Source organism: Marivita sp., from assembly GCF_017643905.1.
Lineage (GTDB): Bacteria > Pseudomonadota > Alphaproteobacteria > Rhodobacterales > Rhodobacteraceae > Marivita.
This window is the reverse complement of sequence record NZ_JAEPMO010000086.1, coordinates 1-19,961: the sequence shown is the minus strand read 5'-3', so window position 1 is coordinate 19,961 and position 19,961 is coordinate 1. Positions and strand designations below refer to the sequence as shown.

Genomic DNA, 19,961 nt, shown 5'->3' with positions numbered 1-19,961 from the left:
CACGCCTGAAAAGCTTTGCACCACATCTTTTTGGGTAAGTTCCTGCCGGAAATAGCGGTTTACGGCAGCAAGCAAATAATCAACCTCGCTCTGGTCCACCGTCACGGCTTCGGGCGCGCCGTCATAGGCAATGTCTGTGGTGCCGATCAGAGCCTTGTCGCCTTCGTAAGGGTTGATGAAGATGACACGCTTGTCCGTGTTCTGCACCAGATAGGCCTGTGGCCCCTCCCAGAATTTCGGTGTGACAATGTGCGATCCCTTGACCAGCCGCACACCACGTTTGCTGTTGGTGCCAGCGACCCTGCCAATGACATCCGTCACCCACGGCCCTGCCGCATTGACCAAAGTACGGGCAGAAAACGCTCTTTGTCCTTCAGGGCCCTGAACAGTGATGTCCCATGTCGCTCCGTTGCGCCGGGCAGAGGTGCAGGCCGTACGGGTCAGGATCTGCGCGCCGTTCTGGGCGGCATCCACCGCATTCAGAACCACAAGACGGCTGTCATCGACCCAACAGTCCGAATACTCGAACCCTTTGGTATACCCGTCCTTGAGCGCCGCGCCTTCAGGATCGCGGCGCAAATCCAGAACCCGCGTGCCTGGCAGTTTTTTCCGCCCTCCCAGATTGTCGTATAAAAACAATCCCAGTCGTACCAACCACGCAGGGCGGTCATCCGGAGAATGGGGCAGTACAAAGCGCATTGGCCAGATGATATGCGGTGCCGCGTTGAGCAACACTTCCCGCTCGATCAGCGCCTCGCGCACTAGCCGAAATTCGTAATACTCAAGGTAACGCAATCCGCCGTGAACCAGCTTGCCAGACCGCGACGAGGTTCCCTGCGCCAGATCGTCCTTTTCGCAGAGCACGACGTTCAACCCCCGGCCTGCAGCGTCACGAGCAATGCCCGCGCCATTGATGCCGCCACCGATGATGAAAACGTCAACCGTTTCGCTCATTCCGTACTGTCCTTCGACTGCACACCGTAGCTTGCGAAACCGCGTGCGGTCTCCTCGATCTCAGCATCGCTGAGCAGCACCGGTCCGCCAATTGCAAGTGTATGGACATATTGATGCGCCAGCGCTTCGAGTTCCCCTGCCAGCCATAGCGCACGTGTCAGGTCGCTTGCGCCAACAACCATGCCGTGGTTGGCCATCAGACAACCATTGCGCCCGTCCATCGCTACCAGAATATGGGCTGACAGTTCAGCCGTCCCGTAGCGGGCATAGTCGCATACCCGAATGTCCGGACCACCGAAGGCCGCAATCATGTAATGGACCGCAGGGATCGGCTTGCGCGCGATGGCAAGGATGGTCGCATAAGGTGCGTGGGTATGAACCACGGCATTGAAGTCAGGCCGCGCACGCAAGATGTCACGGTGAAAGCGCCATTCGGACGACGGTTTGTTCGGCCCCTCCCATGCGCCGCTGTCATCGGCCAGCGACATTCTGGCAATCATCTCGGGCGCAATCACGTCATAGCCAACGGCGGATGGGGTGATGAGCATTTGATCACCATCGCGCACCGACACATTGCCAGATGCGCCCCGATTCAGGCCATCCGCCTCCAGCGCCTTGCAGGCTGCAATTATGTCCTCGCGGTGTCCCATCAGATCAGCACGGGTTGCGCGCGGGTTCGCCTGCAATGTAACGGCGCACCTCTTCTGCGGCTTGTTCAGCGGCGAACGTCACCGTTCGTACCGAGGCACCAGCGATATGCGGGGTCAGCGTCACATTGGGCAGTTGCAGAAGCGGCCAGTCGACTGGGACCGGTTCGATCCCGAAGGTCTCGAGCATGGCGCTGCCGATTTCACCGTCCACCAGCGCCTGATAGAGATCGTCATAATTGCACATTGGCCCACGCGCCGTATTCACGAACAAGGCATCCTTCTTCATCGCCTTGAAAGCCTCTGCATTCATCATGTTCCGGGTTTCATCCGTAACGCGCGCATGCAAGGTGACAACATCGGCTTCGCCCAGCAGCCGTTCCAGCGAAACGTGCTCGACCCCGGCCATTGCATCTTCCGGGTCAAGTTGAACATAAGGATCGCAGACAAGCACTCTTGTCCCAAAGGCTCGTAGCAGTTTCACCACCTTGGTGCCGATATTGCCGTAACCAATGACGCCCACGGTCATCTCGTTCAGTTCACGACCGGTTATATCGGCCCGGTAAAGATCGCCGCGCCATATCCCCTGCCGAAGCGACTCGTGGCCTTCGCGGATCTTGCGAGTCTCGGATAGGATGGCGCCAAGCGTGAATTCCGCCACTGCGGTAGAGTTCCGACCCGGTGTATTGACGACCGTCACGCCATGGTCTGCCGCCGCGGCCATGTCCACATTCACAGGCCCGCCACGTGAGACCGCAACCAGCTTGAGGTTGGGCATCCGCTCGAACATGCCACGCGACAATGGCGCGAGATGCGTCACCAGAATTTCCGCATCCCCGACAAAATCCACAACATCATCAGCAGTTCCAAAGTATTCTTTCAGACCATCCATGCCTTCGACGGCATAGCCATGCTCCATGGGTTCATCCGGCCAGTTGTCCTTGCGGATGCGAATGGTCACCTCGTCTCCACACGCCGCGACCAAAGCCTGTTCAAAGGCCTCGGGCAGCATGAAGAGATCCCCAATGATCGCTACCGACTTAGGCATAGTGTGTCTCCTTGATCGCGGCCAGCGTCGCCCAGATCGGACCGGCATCTCTTCGCATGTTGCGGTACGACGGGAACAAGGCATCGTAGCGCGCCGCAAGCGCCGGATCCGGGGCTTCGGACGGCCCCAGCAAGGGCTGCACCCAATCGGCGATGCAGTCGTTCATATCCGCATAGGCCCCGATGGCGACTGCAGCGGTCATGGCGGCACCGGCAGCCCCCGCTTCTTCGCGTGACGCGGTCCGCACCGATGCGTTCAACGCAGCCGACAGGATTTTGCGCAACGCGGTCGAGCGTGCCGCCCCTCCGGTCAGACGCACCTCGCTTGGCACCCCGCCCATCGCGTCATAGCAATCGCGCCCCGCATAGCCCAAACCCTCGATCACCGCGCGCAGAAGATCGGCAAAGCCATGCTTTGAGCCAAGCCCTGCAAACCCGGCACGGGCATTGGTGTCAATAAAGGGCCCGCGCTCGCCGGCTTCCGAGATATATGGATGGTAGATCACCTCGCCCGGCGGCGTGCGCGCCAACCAGTCTTCGATCCGGGCAACCAGATCGGAGTGACTGACCGTGCCGCCCATTTCAGTTATCAGGTCTGCGCCAAGCCCCAGCAGCCAGTCGATATTCAAGGTCGAGGCCATGTTGGTCTGAATCTGCGCGACCATCCCCGGCACCGGCAACACCATGATATACCCCGAAGGCTCTGCGCTCAGTTTGACCTGATCCGCCGGCGCTGCGCGCATGTGCATGCCCGTCGATCCAACGATCGTGCAGCCAGTCGCCGCCTCTGGCGTATACAGCCCAGCGCCCAACCCGGTGCAAACCACATCGACATACGCAAGTGACACGGGTGTGCCTTCCCGAAGGCCGGTCTGTCGTGCCGCTTCGGCGGTGAGGCCGTGGGTTTGGCCCGCGCCGTCGACAATCTCGGGTAACAGCGCGCGCCTGTGCTCCAGCCCGAGACTGGCAACCACGGTGTCATTGTAAGTCCGAGTACGGTAGTTTCCGAACGTGAAATTCGCTTCCGATGGATCTGTCGCGCGCACGCCTGTCAGGTTGAGATACAGACAGTCCTTGCAATGTAGGGCCACCTCGGCTGCGTCCAACATGTCAGGCTGTGTTGTATCCATGTGGGCCAGCTGCACCCCCATCTGACAGGCGTTCAACGCGGTTCCTGTGCTTTCGAAACGCGCGCGGGGTTCCGACTGCCGCAGCCGTATCGCCGTGGCGGAACTGCGTGCATCCAACCAAAGCCAGCCATCCGTCACAGGCTGATTGTCCTTGCCCACAAGCCATGTGCCATCCCCTTGCCCAGTCACCGCAAGGGCTGCGGTTCGCGCGGCAAGACCCGGCACCTTGTCGGCCAGATCCCGGAGAGTCTGAGCACAATCCGCCCATGTCTTCGACTGCGACTGGAACGCCGCACCGTCTGCACGGCTCGTGTAACGATTTGGTACGGAAGCCATCGCAACCTGGGTGCCGTCCAGCAGGAAGGCAACCGACTTGATCACCGAAGTGCCCGCGTCGATCCCGATCAGTATATCACGCCCCTGACCTGTCATGCCATCTGTGCTCCATGGCTCAGGGCAGTACCGGTGTCCTTGTCGAAGACATGCAGGTCTTCCGGAGCGAGGCGCACGTGGATGGCATCCCCCACCGCGACGTCTGCGCGATCATGCTCGACGAGGACAATCGTGCCCTGAGCAAACGTTGCCGCGATATGGCTTTGATCCCCGAGCCATTGGTTCGCGATCACCTGCGCCCGAGCGCCATGCGTGTCGCGGTGCACCGCATATGGGCGTACGCCCAGCATTATCTGCTTGCGCGCAAGAAGCGTGGCACGCACGTCCGGGGCGAAGGCATCGGCGGCATAGGTCAGGTGCAGCCCGTCTCCCAGGTCAAGCTGCAGTTGTCCGTCGCGGTCGCTTGCTTCAGCGGCAAAGACATTCATCGGGGGCTCGCCCACAAAAGTGCCTGTGAACAGATTGGCAGGCGCCTCCTTGATGGTTTGCGGCGTTGCGAATTGTTGCAAGACACCACCCTCCATCACTGCGATCCGGTCGGCCAGGGCATTGGCTTCGGTCTGGTCATGGGTCACAAGGATGGCGGTCAACCCACGTTCCTTGATGTAATGCTTGATACGCCCCCGCAGGAGCGTGCGCAATTGCGGCTCCAGCTGGCCCATGGGTTCATCCAGAAGGTGCAAATCCGCGTCCCGGATCAGCGCCCGTGCCAAAGAAGCCCGCTGCTGCTGCCCCCCCGACACGGACGTAGGGTAGCGATCCAGGATGTCGGTGATTTCCAGCATTTCGGTCACTTCCCTGACCTTTGCCTCCACCTCGGCAGTCGGGAGTCTGGCGGCCTTGAGCGCGAAGGCGATGTTCTCGCCCACGGTCACAGTCGGATAGAGAGAGTAGCCCTCAAAGGCCATCGCCACATTGCGCCGCACAGGTGGCAATGCCTGCACCTCGCGGCCTGCCAGCGTAATCGTGCCTCGGCTGGTTTCCTCGAACCCCGCGATCATCCGCAGCGTCGAGGTTTTGCCGCAGCCGGACGATCCCAGAAGGGCAATGATCTCGCCCTTCATCACGTCCATATTGATATTTTGAACGGCATGAACGCCCTTGTTGACAGGGCCGTAGAATTTGTCGACGCCCGACAGTTTCAGCAAGACGGTCATGGCGCCACTCCTTGTGATCCAGCCGCCTGTGTCTTTACCGGGACGATGCGTTTGCCGGTGGCGCGGTCAAAGAGGTGAATATGGTTCGCATCGATAACGATATACCCTGTGCCCTGTGAGGGCCCGGGCGTGCCCGCAGGTCGCGACACCATGATCTCGCGTCCATTTTGCGTCAGTCCCAGCGTCACGGTCTTTTCATTGAGCGGTGTCTCTGCTTCGATCGTGAGGGGGATCGCTTCGGCCGAACCTTCCTCGACAAAGCGGATTGCCTCCGGGCGAATGCCAATGATGCAATCGCGTCCGACCATATCAGAATAGCCCGCATCAATATTCACGGGCACACCAGACAGCGTAATGAATACGCCCCCCTCAACCTGCACAGGCGAAACATCCAACAGGTTGATCACCGGATCTCCGAACAGCCGGGCGATCTCTATATTGGCCGGGGTCAGATAAATCTCTTCCGGGGTGCCGGTTTGTTCAATTCCACGCGCATTCATCACCGCGATCCGGTCACCCAGCGCCATTGCTTCTTTGTAATCCTGCGTGACATAGATCACCGTGGCGTTCTGATCCTTGAGCAACCGCGGCAACTCCAGACGCATCTCGAAGCGCAGCTTTGCATCCACATTTCGCAACGGATCGTCGAGCAAAAGAATATCCGGCTCCCCCGCCAAAGCGCGGGCCAAGGCCGTGCGCTGCTTCTGACCGTTGGACAACTCCTTGGGCTTGTGATGCAAAACGTGGTCGATCTTCAGCATCCGAGCGATCTTGCCGACTGTTTCTGTGATCGCCGTCTTGTTCATGTTCCTCGCAGTCAGAGGGGCTGCGATGTTTTCGGTCGCATCCATATGGGGAAACAACGCAAAATTCTGGAAGGCCATGCCGATCCCGCGATCTTCCGGTTCGACCCCTTCCATGTCGCGCCCCTTGATCATGATCGTTCCCGCATCCGGCTCGATCACACCGGCAATCAAGCGCAGCAAAACGGTCTTACCCGCGCCCGAAGGTCCGAAGAGCACCAATGTTTCGCCGCGGCCCACCGACAGGCTGACCCCGTCGAGTACGACATCCTTTTTGAAAGCCTTGACTATCTTCTCAAGCGCCAAAGTCATGGTCTATCCTTTCACCGCGCCAAGACTCAGGCCTTCGACAAGGTAGCGTTGTGCATAAAGGGCAAGGGCGAAAGTGGGTGCAATCGAAAGAATGATCCCCGCAGCGATCTGTCCATATTGCACGCCAGACGCCGTGATGAAGGCGAGCGCCCCAACCGTGACCGGCTGTTTGTCCGCGGAGGCCAGCACCAGAGCAAAGACAAAGTTGTTCCACGCAAAGATAAAGGCCAAGAGGGCGGCGGCAGCGATCCCCGGTCCGGCCAGTGGCAGGGCGATCTTTCTGAACGTCGTCCACCACCGATGTCCGGCGATACGGTAGGCATATTCAATGTCGGCCGGAATATCCTCGAAATAGCCGCGCACGATCCAAAGGATCAGCGGCAAGACGATCAGCTGGTACACCCAGATCAATCCGCCATAGGTATTGGCCAGGCCAAGCTGCTGAAAATAGATGGTCAACGGCAAAAGCACCAGCAAGGGCGGTGCAAATCGAAACGACAGCAGGGTAAAGGCAATATCCTCCGAGCCCCGGAATTTAAGGCGCGCAAAGGCATAGGCCGCAGGCACACCCAGCATCAGCCCTACGGCAACAGACGCTGTCGACAGGAACAGCGAGTTAAAGAGGTTGCTCATGAACCTGATTTCGAGCGAACTGGTGTCCGTGACAAGCTGGCCGGTGATCAGCCCTCGATAGTTCTGTAAGGTAGGCTCAAAGAAGATCGATGGTGGCACCTGAAGGATGGTCGCATTGGTCTGAAACGACATCAGCACGATCCAGAAAATCGGGAACATGAAGAACAGGATCACGAGGGTGATCGCGATGCCGCGCAGGACAGTCTCAAAGGGAGAGATGGTGTTCATGACCGCGCCCCTATGCTTCGCCGCGCTGCCGCTCGCGCAGGCGCAGCCAGTTCTTGATGAAGATGTTCGACAGGAAATAGGTGATGGCCCACAGGATCATCATCAGTGCCGCAGACCGGCCCACATTCGTCGATTGGAAGAAGTTTAGATAGGCTTCGACCTGGAACACGGTCAAAGCATCGCCCGGACCTCCTTGGGTCATCGCATAGATGATGTCGAATTGCTGGATGCTTTCGATCATGCGGAACAGCACCGCGGTCAGCAGGAAGGGCGTCAGCATCGGCAGTGTGATGCGGTAGAATACGAACCAGCGCGGCACGCCATCCAAAGCAGCCGCCTCGAATGGCTGCTGCGGAAGGGACCGCAGACCGGCCAGCAATAGAATCATGATGAAAGGCGTGTAGACCCAGACGTCCACAATCACGACCGTCAACATAGCGGTTTGCGGATCAGACGCCCAGTTGAAGTCCTCAAAGCCCAGAAGCCCCGCGAAATAGGAAAGGATGCCAAAGCCCGGGTTAGTCATCAGCTTCCACATCAAAGCCGCAAGCGCGGGTGCCGTCATCAGTGGCATCAAAAGCATGATCGACACGAAGTTGTTGAATTTTGTCCGCTTCTGCAAAAGAAGCGCGATCCCCAGCCCCAACAGCAATTCGATGCCCACTGTTGTAAAGGCGTAGGTCATCGAGACTTTCAGCGTGTTCCAGAAGGAATCGTCGCTTAGGAAATTCCAATAGTTTTCACCCCAATTCCACTTGCGCGCCCAAGGCTGCGACAGCCGATAGCGCTGCAGCGAATACAAGACCGCCGTAACGAAAGGGATCAGGATGCCGATACAAACCAGCAGCGCCGGAAGGCTCAGCACATAAGGCAGCATCCGCCGGCTTACCTTGAAGCGACGCTTGGGAAAGCCGCTGTGGGTCGCATCTGACATGGGATAACTCTCTCGGGTTCCTGAAACCGGACAACGCCGGGCGTTCAAGATTGACGGGCCTTGGGGATGGATAACGGGTGGCTGAAGGTGGGCCCGCCCACTCTGCCTGAGAGGCAGGCGGGCCCGGTCGCTTGGGCGAACCTCTAGTGCAGACCGGCTTCTGCCAGCTGCCTGTTAACGGATTCCGCCAGCATATCGAGACCCTCGTCGACCGGGATCTCGTTTGCCACCATCTTCTGCATCGCTTCCGCCCACTCGGTGGTCAGGTCGAAGAACAGCGGCTGTGGCGTGAACTTGATCGAGGCTCCGGGGGCCGAAGCATCGTGCATTTCAACGTAACCGGGATAGGATGCCGACAGTTTGTTGCGGAACATCTCATCAGCCCAGACCGAAGAACGTGCAGGGTTCACGAGGTCCATTTCACGCGCGCCAAACAGATCATGCTCCGGGCCTGTGACCCACTGCATAAAGTACCATGTGGCGTCCTTGTTCTGCGAGAAGCGGGACATGGACATGGACCAAATCCAGATATTCGGCGTTGCTGCCGAAGCTTCCGGATTGGCGGCAAACCCACTGAAGGCAAGGTTGCCCGCTTCGGCATTGTCGCCACCGTTCATGAAGTAGCCAAGGATGTCGGCGTCGAACATCATGGCGGACTTGCCTGCGCCGACGTCGGTGCCGACCTGATACCATGTGTGCGTTGACCAGTCGGGCGCGCCACTGTCCTGGATCATCTTGACCCATTTTGCATGGTATTCCTTGGAGACAGCCGTGTTCATGGCCGCCGAGAGCATGCCGTCACTGCCAACGGTGAGGTCAGTTTGGCCGAAGTTGGCATAGCCGGACAGGAAACCCGGATGGATCGTTGCCCAGCTGCGCGAGCCCCGGACACCGATGCCGTATCCGCCGCCCATCACGGCTTTCGCCGCCGCGGCAGTATCCAGCAACTCGTCGATGTTCGTCGGCACTGACAGACCGTTGGCGTCGAAGATGCGCTTGTTGTAGGTCAGGTTGTTTTGCTCGTAGGCCATCGGGATGCACCACTGCTTGGCATCATCCGACCCAATGGCCGCTCCGGGTACACCGCTCCAGGCACAGGACTTGCGAACGCCCTCAAGTACGTCTTCCCAGTTGTAGTCCGGGTTTGTCTTGGTGTCGTCCATGATCCATTCGTTCAGATCCTCGACCCAGCCCGCAGGACCGTAAGTCCATGTCATGTAGGCACCGGTCATGAAGGCGTCGTATTCGCTGGACCCCGAGGACAGCGTTGCGGTCACCTTGTCGAAGTAAACATCCTCCGGGAACACGTCATATTCGACGTTCATACCGGTGAGTGCCTTGAAGTTTTCGAGGTTGGCGATCAATGCATCGGTGTACGGGTGCTGGTTGAGCAACAGACGCACGGTGGTGCCTTCATGTGCCTTCCAGTTGAACCCGTTCTGCGCCAATGCCCGAGTGGCCGAAGCGTTGACCAAAACAGCCGCGACCGACGTCGAAAGACCCATTGCCCCGAGGCCACGAAGCAGTTCACGACGGCTAATTTTTCCAGCCGTGAAACTGTCTATCAGTTTGTTTTCCTTATCGTACATATGGTTTCCTCCCTTGGTTTCCATTCTTGTTAGTCTTTCAAGAGCGCACGGGCCGTGCGCTCGTCGGTGATGAGGCCACTCAAGCAGCCGTTCATCAAAACAGATCGGATCGCGCCGACCTTCTCCATGCCGCCGGCGATAGCGACAATTTCATTCCCATCGCGCCCATTCAGCCCCGCAGACATGGTGCGCTCGGTCAGTCTGGTTCGTATCGGCTGGCCAGCAGCATCGAAGAAATGACCCAGCAATTCGCCGACACCGCCTTTGGCAACGACGTCCTTGATCTCTTCCATCTCGAGCATCCCCGACGACACCAGCGACGCGCTGGATTCGGTCGTGCCGATACTCACGATCTTCAGGTCCGAATTGGCCGCCATTTCGAAAACCTTCGAAACACCCCGCTGGTTCAGCAGCACTTCGCGGTCTTCGACCGAGTTGGCGAAGAATGGCACCGGCATGACATAGGCCGCCGCCCCGGTTTTTTCCGTAAGCCGGGCCATAACATCATGCGGCGTTGCCGAGTAATTCCGCGTCAGGCCACCAAGAAGCGAGACGAACTTCACATTCTTCCCGTCGCAGCGGCTCATCTGTTCGACCGAAGCCGCCAATGTTCGACCATGCCCGATACCGATACAGATACGGGATCCGTTGTCGATCTCACGCTTGATGAAAGACGCCCCGGCTTGACTAAGCGTACGCAGAGGCAACCCCTCTTCGCCAAGATCCGGCGCGATTTCACATGTTTCCAGCCCGTACTTGGCCGCCATCGCGTTTTCCAGCTCGATGCATTCGGCAATGTCGCCCTCGATCGAGACCTTGACCAACCCGTCCTGTACCGCGCGTGCGATCAGCCGGTGCGCCTTTACCGAAGGAACGCCAAGCCGCTTGGCAACGGCTGCTTGCGTCAAACCTCCGACGTAATGCAGCCATGCTGCCCGCACCGAAAGGCTTGCCTCCATCGCTGTCTTTTCGGGCGTGAGCGCCATGTTCCCCCCGTGTGTGGCGCCACGCGTTTCGGCTAGCCCCGCTTGGCGAATTTTTTTCCACTACCTGTAAAATTTTGCACTTTGCATCTGACCTGTCAACATTATCCCTAGCCGCGCCGCAGCAACTCGGCCAACCTGCGGACTTGCATCGCTTTCTCCATTCTTGAATCCGGAACGGCATGCGGGGCGCGCGCAGAATGCTGCGACCGCGAAACCTCTGGATGGCAAAAAAAAAGGATTTGGATTCGGACTATCGAAGCCCGCAAACGCAAAACTGCAGGAAATCCGGCGCACACCGCACACCAGTAACGAACTGGGGAACAGCCTCAATCCAGCGTCAAACCAGAGCCCTGCTCAGCGGACAGTGCTCCGCTTGCGGGAAACAAACGTCATATGTGCAGTGGTCTCATCCGACCTGCTGGAAATCGCGCAGGACGACGCCTGTATTGTTTGCCGTGCGTTGCCCGTTGTGCATGGACAGGCTGCCGTTCACCAACACATGCGCGATGCCCGAGGCATAGCGACGGGGATGCCGCGCCGTGGCATTGCTGGAAATGGCAGCAGGGTCAAATACACAGATGTCGGCATGATAGCCTTTTTTCAACTTGCCCCTGTCCTTCAATCCCAGCCGGTCCGCCGGGATACCGGTGATCTTGGCGATGCCCTGCGCAAGGGTCAGAATGCCCCTGTCCCGGACGTAATGTTGCAGGAACCGGGCCGCCCAGCCGTAGCCGCTGAGCGAGCCGATATGATCGCTCAGGATGCCGTCATTGGCGATGGCGACGGTGTCCGAGATCACGGCGCATTCCGGCTGCTGCAGGCAAAGGTCGATATCCGTGTTCAGAAAGCTCTTTGAAGACCACATCGTGGCCATCATGTTCTCGCCCTCCTCAAGCAGGATATCGAGAACCGCGTCGTAAGGATCAACGCCACGCATGCGGCCAATTTCGTCAAAGCTTGCGCCGACAAGGTCTTTGTTTTCCGTGGCGTTCAGCAGGATGATGTCTTTCCATTGCCGCGCTTTGACGATCAGCCACATTGGTTTTGGGTTGGCCTTGATCCGTTCGCGTGCCTCTGGGTCGGCCAGCCGTTTCAGCACGTCATCTATGCCACCCGCCTGCGCCCATTTCGGCAGGATCGCCGCCATCAGCGTATGGTTCCAATCATGCGGGATCACGTCGAACGCGATGTCGCCATCATGGGTGCGTGCGATGTCGATCATCTCGAGCGTGTGTTCCATGGCGTGGCGTGGTGCGCCGAATTTCGGCTGTATGTGGCTGATCTGAAGCCGCGCGCCCGCTTGGCGCGCCGTGCTCATCGCTTCGGTGAACCCCAGATCATATTCGGTGTCGCGGTTGCGCACATGAGTGGCGTATAGCCTGCCGTATTTCGCGGCCACTTCCACCATCGGGACAAGGTGGTCCGGGGCCGCCAGAATGCCGGGGAAATATTCAAGGCCCGATGAAAAGCCTCCTGCCCCTTCCTCCATGCATTGATCAACAAGCTTGGCCATCTTCGCCACATCGTCGGGCTCTCCCGCGTGCAATTCGCCGCCCAGAATTGCACGGTGAATGGTGCCGTGGCCGACAAAGGCCACCACGTTCACGCCAAGATCGGTGTCATCCAGAACGTCTAGATACTCACCAAATCCCAGCCATTTGGGATGCTTGGCCTTTTCCGTAAACCAGGGCGAGACCTGCCGGATGGCATCATGCGAACAGACCGGCGCACAGGAAATGCCGCATTGGCCGATCACCTCGGTTGTCACACCCTGATGCACCTGACTTTCGGCCCGACCATCGGCAATCAGGGTAAAGTCCGAGTGCGTGTGCATGTCGATGAACCCCGGAGCGACGGCAAGGCCAGACACGTCGATCACCTTGGCTCCGGTGTCGTTGTTGATCTCTCCGACCTCGGTGATCATGCCGTCCTTGATGCCGACATCCGTGATTTTGCCAGCCGCTCCGGTGCCGTCGAACACCTCTCCACCTTTCAGGATCAGATCGAACATGGGGCTACCTCACGGATGCGGGTCCATAGACCCAGTTGGGCAGGAACAGGGTTAAGTCCGGGAACAGGATCAGTATGATCAAGCCAACGATATAGGCCCCGATGAACGGCAGCACCGCGACCGAGATCCGTTCGAGGGAAATTTTCGAGATGCGTGAAGCGATGGTCAGGTTTGCGCCCAAAGGCGGTGTCAGGAAGCCGATCTCGCAGGTGATCACGGTGAAGATGCCAAACAGCACCGGGTCGATGCCCAGCGACACCACCAGCGGCAGGAACACGGCTGTGAAAAGCACGATCTGCGCGAGGCTTTCCATGAAGGTGCCGATGAAGATGTAGAAAATACCGATCAGGATCAGGACAAGAAACGGGCTGGTGGTGATCGACGTGATGCCGGCCTGCACGGCGGCGGGCACATCGTAGAACGCGGTCAACTGACCAAAGGCAAGCGTTGGTGTCAGCAGGATCAGGATGCCTGTCAGCAAAGCGGTGAAGCGCAACGCCTCAAGCACTTTGCGCAGGGTAAGTTCGCGGTAGATAAACAGACCGACGAACAGCGCGTAGAACACGGCAACGCCAGCCGCTTCGGTTGGGGTGAAGATGCCACCGTAGATGCCGCCCAGGATCAGCACTGGCGCGCCGATGGACCATTTGCCCTCCCACGCGGCTTTGAGAAACGGGCCCCATGTGAACGGATCGCCACCGCCGCCATATCCGCGACGACGGGCGATGAGGTAGGTGGTCATCATCAGAAGCGTCGTCACGATGAAGCCGGGGATGATCCCCGCCAGAAACAGGCGCGGGATCGAGGTTTCCGAGACCAGACCATAGATGATCATCAGGTTCGATGGCGGGATCAGACTGCCCAGCGCGCCCGCGCTTGCCGTGATGGCAGCGGCGAAGGGCACGTCATAGCCCTCTTTCTTCATCGCTGGGACAGTGGCCGATCCGATCGCAGCCGTCGTCGCCGGGCCAGACCCGGACAACGCGCCGAAAAGCATGCAGGCGAACACCGTCACCAGCCCCATCGACCCGCGATACGCACCGACCAGCTTGGTGGCGATGCCGATCATGCGGGTTGCCATACCGCCGGTTTCCATCAAACGCCCGGCCAGCACGAACAATGGAATGGTCAGCAGCGGAAACGGCGTGAGGCTGTTATACCCTGTCTGCGCCAAGAGCGTGTATGGGATGTCGATCAGGAACAGCGCCAAGGCCGTGGTCAGACCCACTGCGGCAAACAACGGCACACCGATCAGCGTCAGAACGACAAACGCGATCGCGAGGATAGTCAACTCGTTCAAAACAAATGCTCCTCGTCCGAAGCATCACCATCTTCAACCAGCATTCCGGGCAGCCCATGCGCCCCGTCGCGATACCACAATACATAAGTCTGGATCAGCCGGGCCAGCATCAGGCTGTAGCCGATCACCAGAATGGTCTGCGGGTAGAACTCGTTGATCCCGAGGCTCGGGCTGCGCGAAGGGAATTTCCAAAGTACGGTGAGGTACTCCCAACTGACCCGGATCATGATGATGCTGAAGGCGGCCCAGGCGAGGTCTGCCATATAGATCGTATAGCGGCCCATGCGCGTGGGCAGAGCTTGAACCGCCACCAGAATACGAATGTGGAACCGTTCGCGGACGCACAGTGACGCGCCCAGATAAACCGCCCAGACCATGCAGATCGCGGCGGTTTCTTCGGTCCAGTGCAGGGCCACTTCGAACACGTAGCGCGCCAGAACCTGCGAGATCACTGCCACCGCGATGACGGCCAGCGCAATGCAGCACAACGCCTCTTCAAAGTGTTTTTCGAGCCATCGCAGAACGGCCATGACCTGCCCCCAGTTGGTATTGGGCGAGAGCCTGTTTCGGCTCTCGCCTTTGGTGCTTATTGCGCTGCGGCGTTGATCATGTTGACGAGTGCGACAAACTCTTCCCCACGCTCGGCTGCGACGGCCTGCTGAACCTTTTGGGCGGCTGCGATAAAGTCTGCGCGATCCGGGTCAGTGCGGGTCATGCCGCCTTCAGTGGCAAGCCACTGGCGGACTTCTTCGGTTTCGGTGCGCACCTCTTCGCTGAACTTGTTTCCCGCATCAATGGCGGCGCGCATGATTTGTTCGCGCTGTTCATCGCTCAGACGGTCCATGAAGCTCGACGACGCAAAGAGCGGTGCCATCGATACGAAGTGCTCAAGAATGACGAGGTTCGGCATGAATTCGTAAAAGCTCATGTCGCGAATGAAGGATGTGCCATTGTCACCGCCATCCACCGTGCCGGTCTGCAACGCGGTTGGGGTTTCCGACCACGCAAGCGGCACAGGAATCGCTCCGAACGCCTCGAATGTCTGGAGCATCACGGCATTGTTTGGTGTGCGGATTTTCAAACCCTGCATATCCGCCATCGTGTTCACCGGGCGGACCGAGTTGTAGAAATCACGGTAGAGCGCCGGGCCAAAGCTCAGAAGATGCACACCGGTGTCTTCCAAAAGCTGCGATTTGATGAAATCGCCCACTTCCCCATCCACCACGCGCGCAAGGTGATCGGTGTTCTGGAAGATATAGGGCAGCACGGTCACATCCATCAGCGGCCAGTGCGGCGAGACGTTGTTGGCGGTGATGAAGAAGCCGTCAACCGTGCCCAACTGCATGGCGCGGAAGCCTTCGTCTTCGGTTGCGACCTGATTGCAGCAGCGCAAGCGGACATCAACCGCGCCGTTGGTGTATTGCTCGGCCAGTTCCTCGAAGATCGCGCCAAAGCGGCCATAGAGCGAATCTTCAGGGGCGCCGAAGCCCACGTTCATCGTGATGTCCTGCGCCGAAACCGCCGCGGTCGACATTGCCAGCGCCACGACCGCGCCCAGTGTTCTTGTGTGAAGTCCCATGTTCATTCTCCTTGTTGTCCAACTGGTTTTTTCTCTCAACTTGGCATGGCGATCTGAATCTGCCTAGGCCGAATTGCAAAAAGCCGGGTCCTTTCATCGCACTGGAAGGCGCTTTGCTGATCTGGTTTGCCCCGGCCTTGTGGCGCAAAACGATTTGCGCGCCGGGGTTTCTGCGTTACGCCTTGGGCAGCAAACGCGAGGGGTCCCATGTCTGACATCACTGTTTTTCAAGCAAAAACGATCCTGACCATGGACCCTACAATGCCCAGCGCCACCCATGTCGCGGTGCGCGATGGGCGCATTCTGGCCATCGGCGATGCGACCTGCGCCGACCAATGGGGGGCCGTGACGCAGGACTCGTCACTTTGCGATGCAGTGCTGATGCCGGGCTTTGTGGAAGGCCACGCACATATGATGGCGGGCGCGATCTGGGAGTTTGCCTATACCGGTTATCACGACCGGATCGACCCCGAAGGTCGCCTTTGGACCGGGTTGTCCTCGCTTGAGGATGTCGCTGCGCGTCTGTCCGAGATCGAAGCCACTCTCACGCCGGGTGCACCGCTGATCGGTTGGGGGTTCGACCCGATCTTTCTGCGGGATGAACGCCTCAGCCGCGCCCATCTTGACAGGGTCTCGACCGAACGGCCCATCGCCATCCTGTTTTCGAACTTCCACTTGATGTGCGTGAATTCCGCCGCGCTTGACTTGGTTGGCTATTCCGAGGCGACCAACGTGGAAGGCGTTGTCAAAGGTTCCGATGGCGCGCCAACTGGCGAGTTGCAGGAAATGGCCGCGATGTTCCCGATCATGCGGCGGTTGGGGATCGACTTTCGTGCCTTGTCACAAAAGCAAAGCGCAATCCGGTCCTATGCAAAGGTGGCCACTCGGGCGGGTGTCACGACGGTGACTGACCTGTTTTCTCAGCTTGAGGACGAAGACCTCGACGTAATGTTTTCCGTCACCGGCGAGACCGATTTTCCATTGCGCATCGTGCCCGCGCTTGCCGCCAGCGGTGATCCTGCAACCCTCGCAACACGCGCCTTGGGACTGAAGGCGAAATCCACCAACAAGGTCCGTCTTGGCGCGGTCAAGCTGATGACCGACGGCTCGATCCAGGGATGGACCGCGCGGGTCAAATGGCCCGGTTATGTTGGTGGACAACCAAATGGCATCTGGAACATGGCCCCTGAGCAGATCTATGCGACCTGTGCCGCGCTCCATGCCGCTGGGGTGCAGATGCACATCCATGTCAATGGGGATGAGGCGTCCGAACTGGTGATTGATGCCTTGGCCGCCGCAATGCGCCAAGCGTCTTGGCCCGACCACGGGCATGTGCTGCAACACGGGCAGATGATGGATGATGCGCAATTCAAGCGCTGTGCCGACCTCGGCATTTCAGTCAATCTCTTCGCCAACCATCTTTGGTACTTCGGCGATCAGCACGTCGAATTGACCATTGGCAGAGATCGGGCAAACCGCATGGATGCCGTGCGCTCCGCCCTGGATGCGGGTCTGACGGTCGGTATACATTCGGACGCGCCCGTTACCCCGATGGGCCCGCTGTTCACCGCATGGTGCGCCGTCAACCGTCAGACGATGACCGGCAAAGTGCTGGGTGCATCGCAGCGTATCTCAGTGCCAGAGGCGCTTTATGCCATCACGATGGGCGCGGCAAAAACCCTGAAACTGGACGGCGAGATCGGCTCGATCTCTGTCGGAAAACGTGCCGATTTTGCCATTCTCGGGTCAAACCCGCTTGAGGTAGACCCCACCACTCTGAAAGACATCCCCGTTCTTGGAACGGTTTTTGGCGGTCGGGCGACACTGCTATGACCCCGCTGCCGATGACCGTGATTTCAGGCTACCTTGGCGCCGGAAAAACCACATTCATCAATCAGTTTCTGGCCGCAGATCATGGATTGAAGCTGATGATCCTCGTCAATGATTTCGGTGCCATCAACATCGACGCAGCATTGCTAGCCTCGAAAGACGAGGACACCATAGCCCTGACCAATGGCTGCGTGTGCTGCACCATGGGATCGGACCTGTTTCTTGCGCTCGGCGACGCGCTGGACCGCCGCCCGCGCCCCGACCATCTCATCGTCGAGGCCAGTGGCGTTGCAGACCCCGCACGCATCGCCAACGCGGCCCGCGCTGAGCCCGACATGCGCTACGCCGGGATCGTGACGCTGGTCGATGGCGAGGCTTTCGACGGCTTGTCCAACGACCCCCTGATCGGCCCGCAGGTGCGCAACCAAGTCTCGCGGGCGGATCTTGTGGTCATCACAAAACAGGTGCCACACGCATTAGAGGCAGGTTTGGCCGAACTCACACATGCGCCCATTCTGCGAGACCCGAACAGCGCTGCCGTCTTGAACCTTGTGTTGTCAGACCTGGCACCGGCGACTTTGACCGACAGCGTCACCCAGCATCCCGACTACACGGCATGGGTCAGCCAAGAGGTCACTGGCATAGACAAGGCAGCATTGCACAAAGCACTGACCCACCGACCATCCGGCCTTTTCCGTGTGAAAGGCACAATTGTCGACAGCGCTGGCGGCGCGTGGGTCGTGCAAGTCGTCGGTCAGAACATCGACATCACCCGGACCACTGCCTCGGATTTGCCCGCGCTTGTCGGCATCGGTCCTCGCAGCCGCGTTGACCTGAATGAGGTCGAGGCCTGGTGGTCTTCGGTGAGGACCCTTGAGACCTGAAGCGCGAACCGAGCTGGTGGTTGACGCGACAATTACCCAAGCGGCAAACGTCAGACAGCTCTGGGCTGAAGGTCGTCGCCCAAGGCACTGATAGCGGAGCGAATTTCCGAAAAATCTGCCCCGATCCCGGCCGTTGCCCCCGGTTCAGGCCAACAAGATATCGGCCATGCGTTCCCCGATCACCACTGTTGATGCCATCGTGTTGCCTGTCGCGACTCTGGGCATGACCGAGGCATCGGCGATGGAAAGCCCCTCGATCCCGTGAACGGCCAATCGGCCATCCACAACGGACATCTCGTCGCGGCCCATCTTGCAGGTGCAGCTTTGGTGGAAATAGGTGCCCGCGGCGTTGCGTGCGAATTCTCGCAACTCCGATCCCGAGATCGGTCCGGGCATCACTTCGCGCTTGACGAATTCCGACAATGCAGCGGAATTACCGATCTCGCGGCACAGCTCGATGCAACGTTCGAGTGCCACCAAATCCGCTTCTTCACGCAGGAATGCACCATCAATCGCAACCGCATCACCAACATCAGCACCGGTCAGCCTGACCTCTCCGCGCGAAACCGGGCGCACGATGCCGGGTGCGATGGTCCAGGTCCCCGCAGGGATATCTTAGGTGGAGCCATGCACCTCGGAGGCGTAGGGCATCTCGATCTGGAAGGGTTGCAGATCCGGGGTGTCCAGCGCGCTGTCGGATTTCCAGAAGAACGTCGCCTCGGCGGCCGAATTCTGCGGCGGCAGCGGTGTGACATATTCCCAGACGCAGCCTAACGCTAGGATGTGATCCTGGAAGTTCTGTCCAACACCGGGCAGGTCATGGCGCACCACGACCCCATGTTCACGCAGATGCTCCGCCGGGCAGACCCGATTGCATCAGGATCTTCGGCGTGTTGATTGCGCCCGCCGAAAGAATGACCCGGCTGTCCGCCATGACGCTGTGAACCTCACCATCCTTCTCGAAGGTCACCCCCGTGACGCGCGTCCCGTCCATCGTCAGGCGATGCACCAGTGCGCCGGTCAAAAGGGTGGTATTGGGCCGCGCCAGCGTTTCCCACAGGTAGTCCGACGGAATGTTGCGGCGCATCCCATCCTTGATCCGTACATTGGCCAGTGCCGCGCCGCCCTCGCCTTCCATCAGTTCGCCGTTCATATCGGCATAGGCCGGGATGCCGACACTTTCACAGGCCTGCAAGAATGCGGGCGCGATCGGGTTGGGGTTCTGCACTTCCTGAACGAAGACCCGCCCGCCGCTGCCCCGGCGCGCTGCATCTGCAGGACGCTGCCAATCCTCGATCCGCTTGTAGATCTCGAGTACATTGGCGTAGTTCCAGTTCTCGTCGCCGGTCTCGTCCGCCCAGAAGCCGAAGTCATTCTTGTGACCACGTGCGCAGATCATCACGTTGATCGAGGAACCGCCGCCCACGACCTTGCCCATCGGTAGGATCAGCGAACGGCCATTGACCGCATCCGAGGGCTCGGCGCTGTAATTCCAGTCCCGCTCGGAGCGGATGTTGGTGCCCCACATGAGCGGGTTCAGAACT

General features: G+C 59.2%; 19 protein-coding genes. 2 read left to right on the top strand and 17 right to left on the bottom strand.

Annotated elements, in window-relative coordinates; translation table 11 throughout:
* The 14 genes from JJ869_RS14310 to JJ869_RS14245 all read right to left on the bottom strand — a co-directional run.
* The coding region (locus tag JJ869_RS14310; RefSeq protein WP_292268083.1) for a glycerol-3-phosphate dehydrogenase at positions 1 to 954 on the bottom strand (954 nt) is incomplete at its 3' end.
* Positions 951 to 1,604, bottom strand: a complete 654-nt coding sequence (locus tag JJ869_RS14305) for a class II aldolase/adducin family protein (protein WP_292268082.1) — start codon at positions 1,602 to 1,604, stop codon at positions 951 to 953. The genes JJ869_RS14305 and JJ869_RS14310, both read right to left, overlap by 4 nt.
* A 4-nt stretch (positions 1,605 to 1,608) precedes the next feature.
* Complete coding sequence (locus JJ869_RS14300) at positions 1,609 to 2,649, bottom strand: 2-hydroxyacid dehydrogenase (RefSeq protein ID WP_292268081.1); 1,041 nt, start codon at positions 2,647 to 2,649, stop codon at positions 1,609 to 1,611.
* Positions 2,642 to 4,210, bottom strand: coding sequence for an FGGY-family carbohydrate kinase (locus JJ869_RS14295; protein WP_292268080.1), 1,569 nt, complete (start codon positions 4,208 to 4,210; stop codon positions 2,642 to 2,644). The genes JJ869_RS14300 and JJ869_RS14295 overlap by 8 nt, the downstream gene beginning before the upstream one ends.
* A complete protein-coding gene (locus JJ869_RS14290) occupies positions 4,207 to 5,328 on the bottom strand; it encodes an ABC transporter ATP-binding protein (RefSeq protein WP_292268079.1) in 1,122 nt (373 codons plus the stop codon). Before JJ869_RS14290 ends, JJ869_RS14295 begins: the two co-directional genes overlap by 4 nt.
* Positions 5,325 to 6,443: an ABC transporter ATP-binding protein gene (locus JJ869_RS14285; protein ID WP_292268078.1), complete on the bottom strand. Its 1,119-nt coding sequence runs from the start codon at positions 6,441 to 6,443 to the stop codon at positions 5,325 to 5,327. Before JJ869_RS14285 ends, JJ869_RS14290 begins: the two co-directional genes overlap by 4 nt.
* A 3-nt stretch (positions 6,444 to 6,446) precedes the next feature.
* Positions 6,447 to 7,304 (bottom strand): carbohydrate ABC transporter permease, encoded by an 858-nt coding sequence (locus JJ869_RS14280; protein WP_292268077.1) that lies wholly within the window; start codon positions 7,302 to 7,304, stop codon positions 6,447 to 6,449.
* 10 nt (positions 7,305 to 7,314) lie between these two features.
* A complete protein-coding gene (locus tag JJ869_RS14275; protein ID WP_292268076.1) occupies positions 7,315 to 8,238 on the bottom strand; it encodes a sugar ABC transporter permease in 924 nt (307 codons plus the stop codon).
* Between the two features lie 143 nt (positions 8,239 to 8,381).
* Positions 8,382 to 9,827 (bottom strand): extracellular solute-binding protein, encoded by a 1,446-nt coding sequence (locus JJ869_RS14270; protein WP_292268075.1) that lies wholly within the window; start codon positions 9,825 to 9,827, stop codon positions 8,382 to 8,384.
* A gap of 29 nt (positions 9,828 to 9,856) precedes the next feature.
* Positions 9,857 to 10,813, bottom strand: a complete 957-nt coding sequence (locus tag JJ869_RS14265; RefSeq protein ID WP_292268074.1) for a sugar-binding transcriptional regulator — start codon at positions 10,811 to 10,813, stop codon at positions 9,857 to 9,859.
* Positions 10,814 to 11,219: 406 nt separating this feature from the next.
* Positions 11,220 to 12,824, bottom strand: coding sequence for an amidohydrolase family protein (locus JJ869_RS14260; RefSeq protein WP_292268073.1), 1,605 nt, complete (start codon positions 12,822 to 12,824; stop codon positions 11,220 to 11,222).
* Positions 12,825 to 12,828: 4 nt separating this feature from the next.
* Complete coding sequence (locus JJ869_RS14255; protein ID WP_292268072.1) at positions 12,829 to 14,124, bottom strand: TRAP transporter large permease; 1,296 nt, start codon at positions 14,122 to 14,124, stop codon at positions 12,829 to 12,831.
* A complete protein-coding gene (locus tag JJ869_RS14250; protein WP_292268071.1) occupies positions 14,121 to 14,654 on the bottom strand; it encodes a TRAP transporter small permease in 534 nt (177 codons plus the stop codon). The genes JJ869_RS14255 and JJ869_RS14250 overlap by 4 nt, the downstream gene beginning before the upstream one ends.
* A gap of 56 nt (positions 14,655 to 14,710) precedes the next feature.
* The gene (locus tag JJ869_RS14245; protein WP_292268070.1) at positions 14,711 to 15,703 is read right to left on the bottom strand and encodes a TRAP transporter substrate-binding protein; all 993 of its coding nucleotides are present in this window, start codon (positions 15,701 to 15,703) and stop codon (positions 14,711 to 14,713) included.
* Positions 15,704 to 15,910: 207 nt separating this feature from the next.
* Between JJ869_RS14245 and JJ869_RS14240 the strand changes: the two genes are divergently transcribed.
* Both JJ869_RS14240 and JJ869_RS14235 read left to right on the top strand, forming a co-directional pair.
* Positions 15,911 to 17,536: an amidohydrolase gene (locus JJ869_RS14240; RefSeq protein WP_292268069.1), complete on the top strand. Its 1,626-nt coding sequence runs from the start codon at positions 15,911 to 15,913 to the stop codon at positions 17,534 to 17,536.
* Positions 17,533 to 18,417, top strand: a complete 885-nt coding sequence (locus tag JJ869_RS14235; protein ID WP_292268068.1) for a GTP-binding protein — start codon at positions 17,533 to 17,535, stop codon at positions 18,415 to 18,417. The genes JJ869_RS14240 and JJ869_RS14235 overlap by 4 nt, the downstream gene beginning before the upstream one ends.
* A 144-nt stretch (positions 18,418 to 18,561) precedes the next feature.
* Here the strand turns inward: JJ869_RS14235 and JJ869_RS14230 are convergent, their stop codons facing one another.
* From JJ869_RS14230 to JJ869_RS14220, 3 genes are all read right to left on the bottom strand, one after another.
* The gene (locus tag JJ869_RS14230) at positions 18,562 to 18,993 is read right to left on the bottom strand and encodes a GMC oxidoreductase (protein WP_292268067.1); all 432 of its coding nucleotides are present in this window, start codon (positions 18,991 to 18,993) and stop codon (positions 18,562 to 18,564) included.
* A 39-nt stretch (positions 18,994 to 19,032) separates the two neighbouring features.
* Positions 19,033 to 19,245 (bottom strand): hypothetical protein, encoded by a 213-nt coding sequence (locus JJ869_RS14225; RefSeq protein ID WP_292268064.1) that lies wholly within the window; start codon positions 19,243 to 19,245, stop codon positions 19,033 to 19,035.
* Between the two features lie 13 nt (positions 19,246 to 19,258).
* Positions 19,259 to 19,961: GMC family oxidoreductase N-terminal domain-containing protein (locus JJ869_RS14220; RefSeq protein ID WP_292268062.1), on the bottom strand; the 703-nt coding region annotated here is incomplete at its 5' end.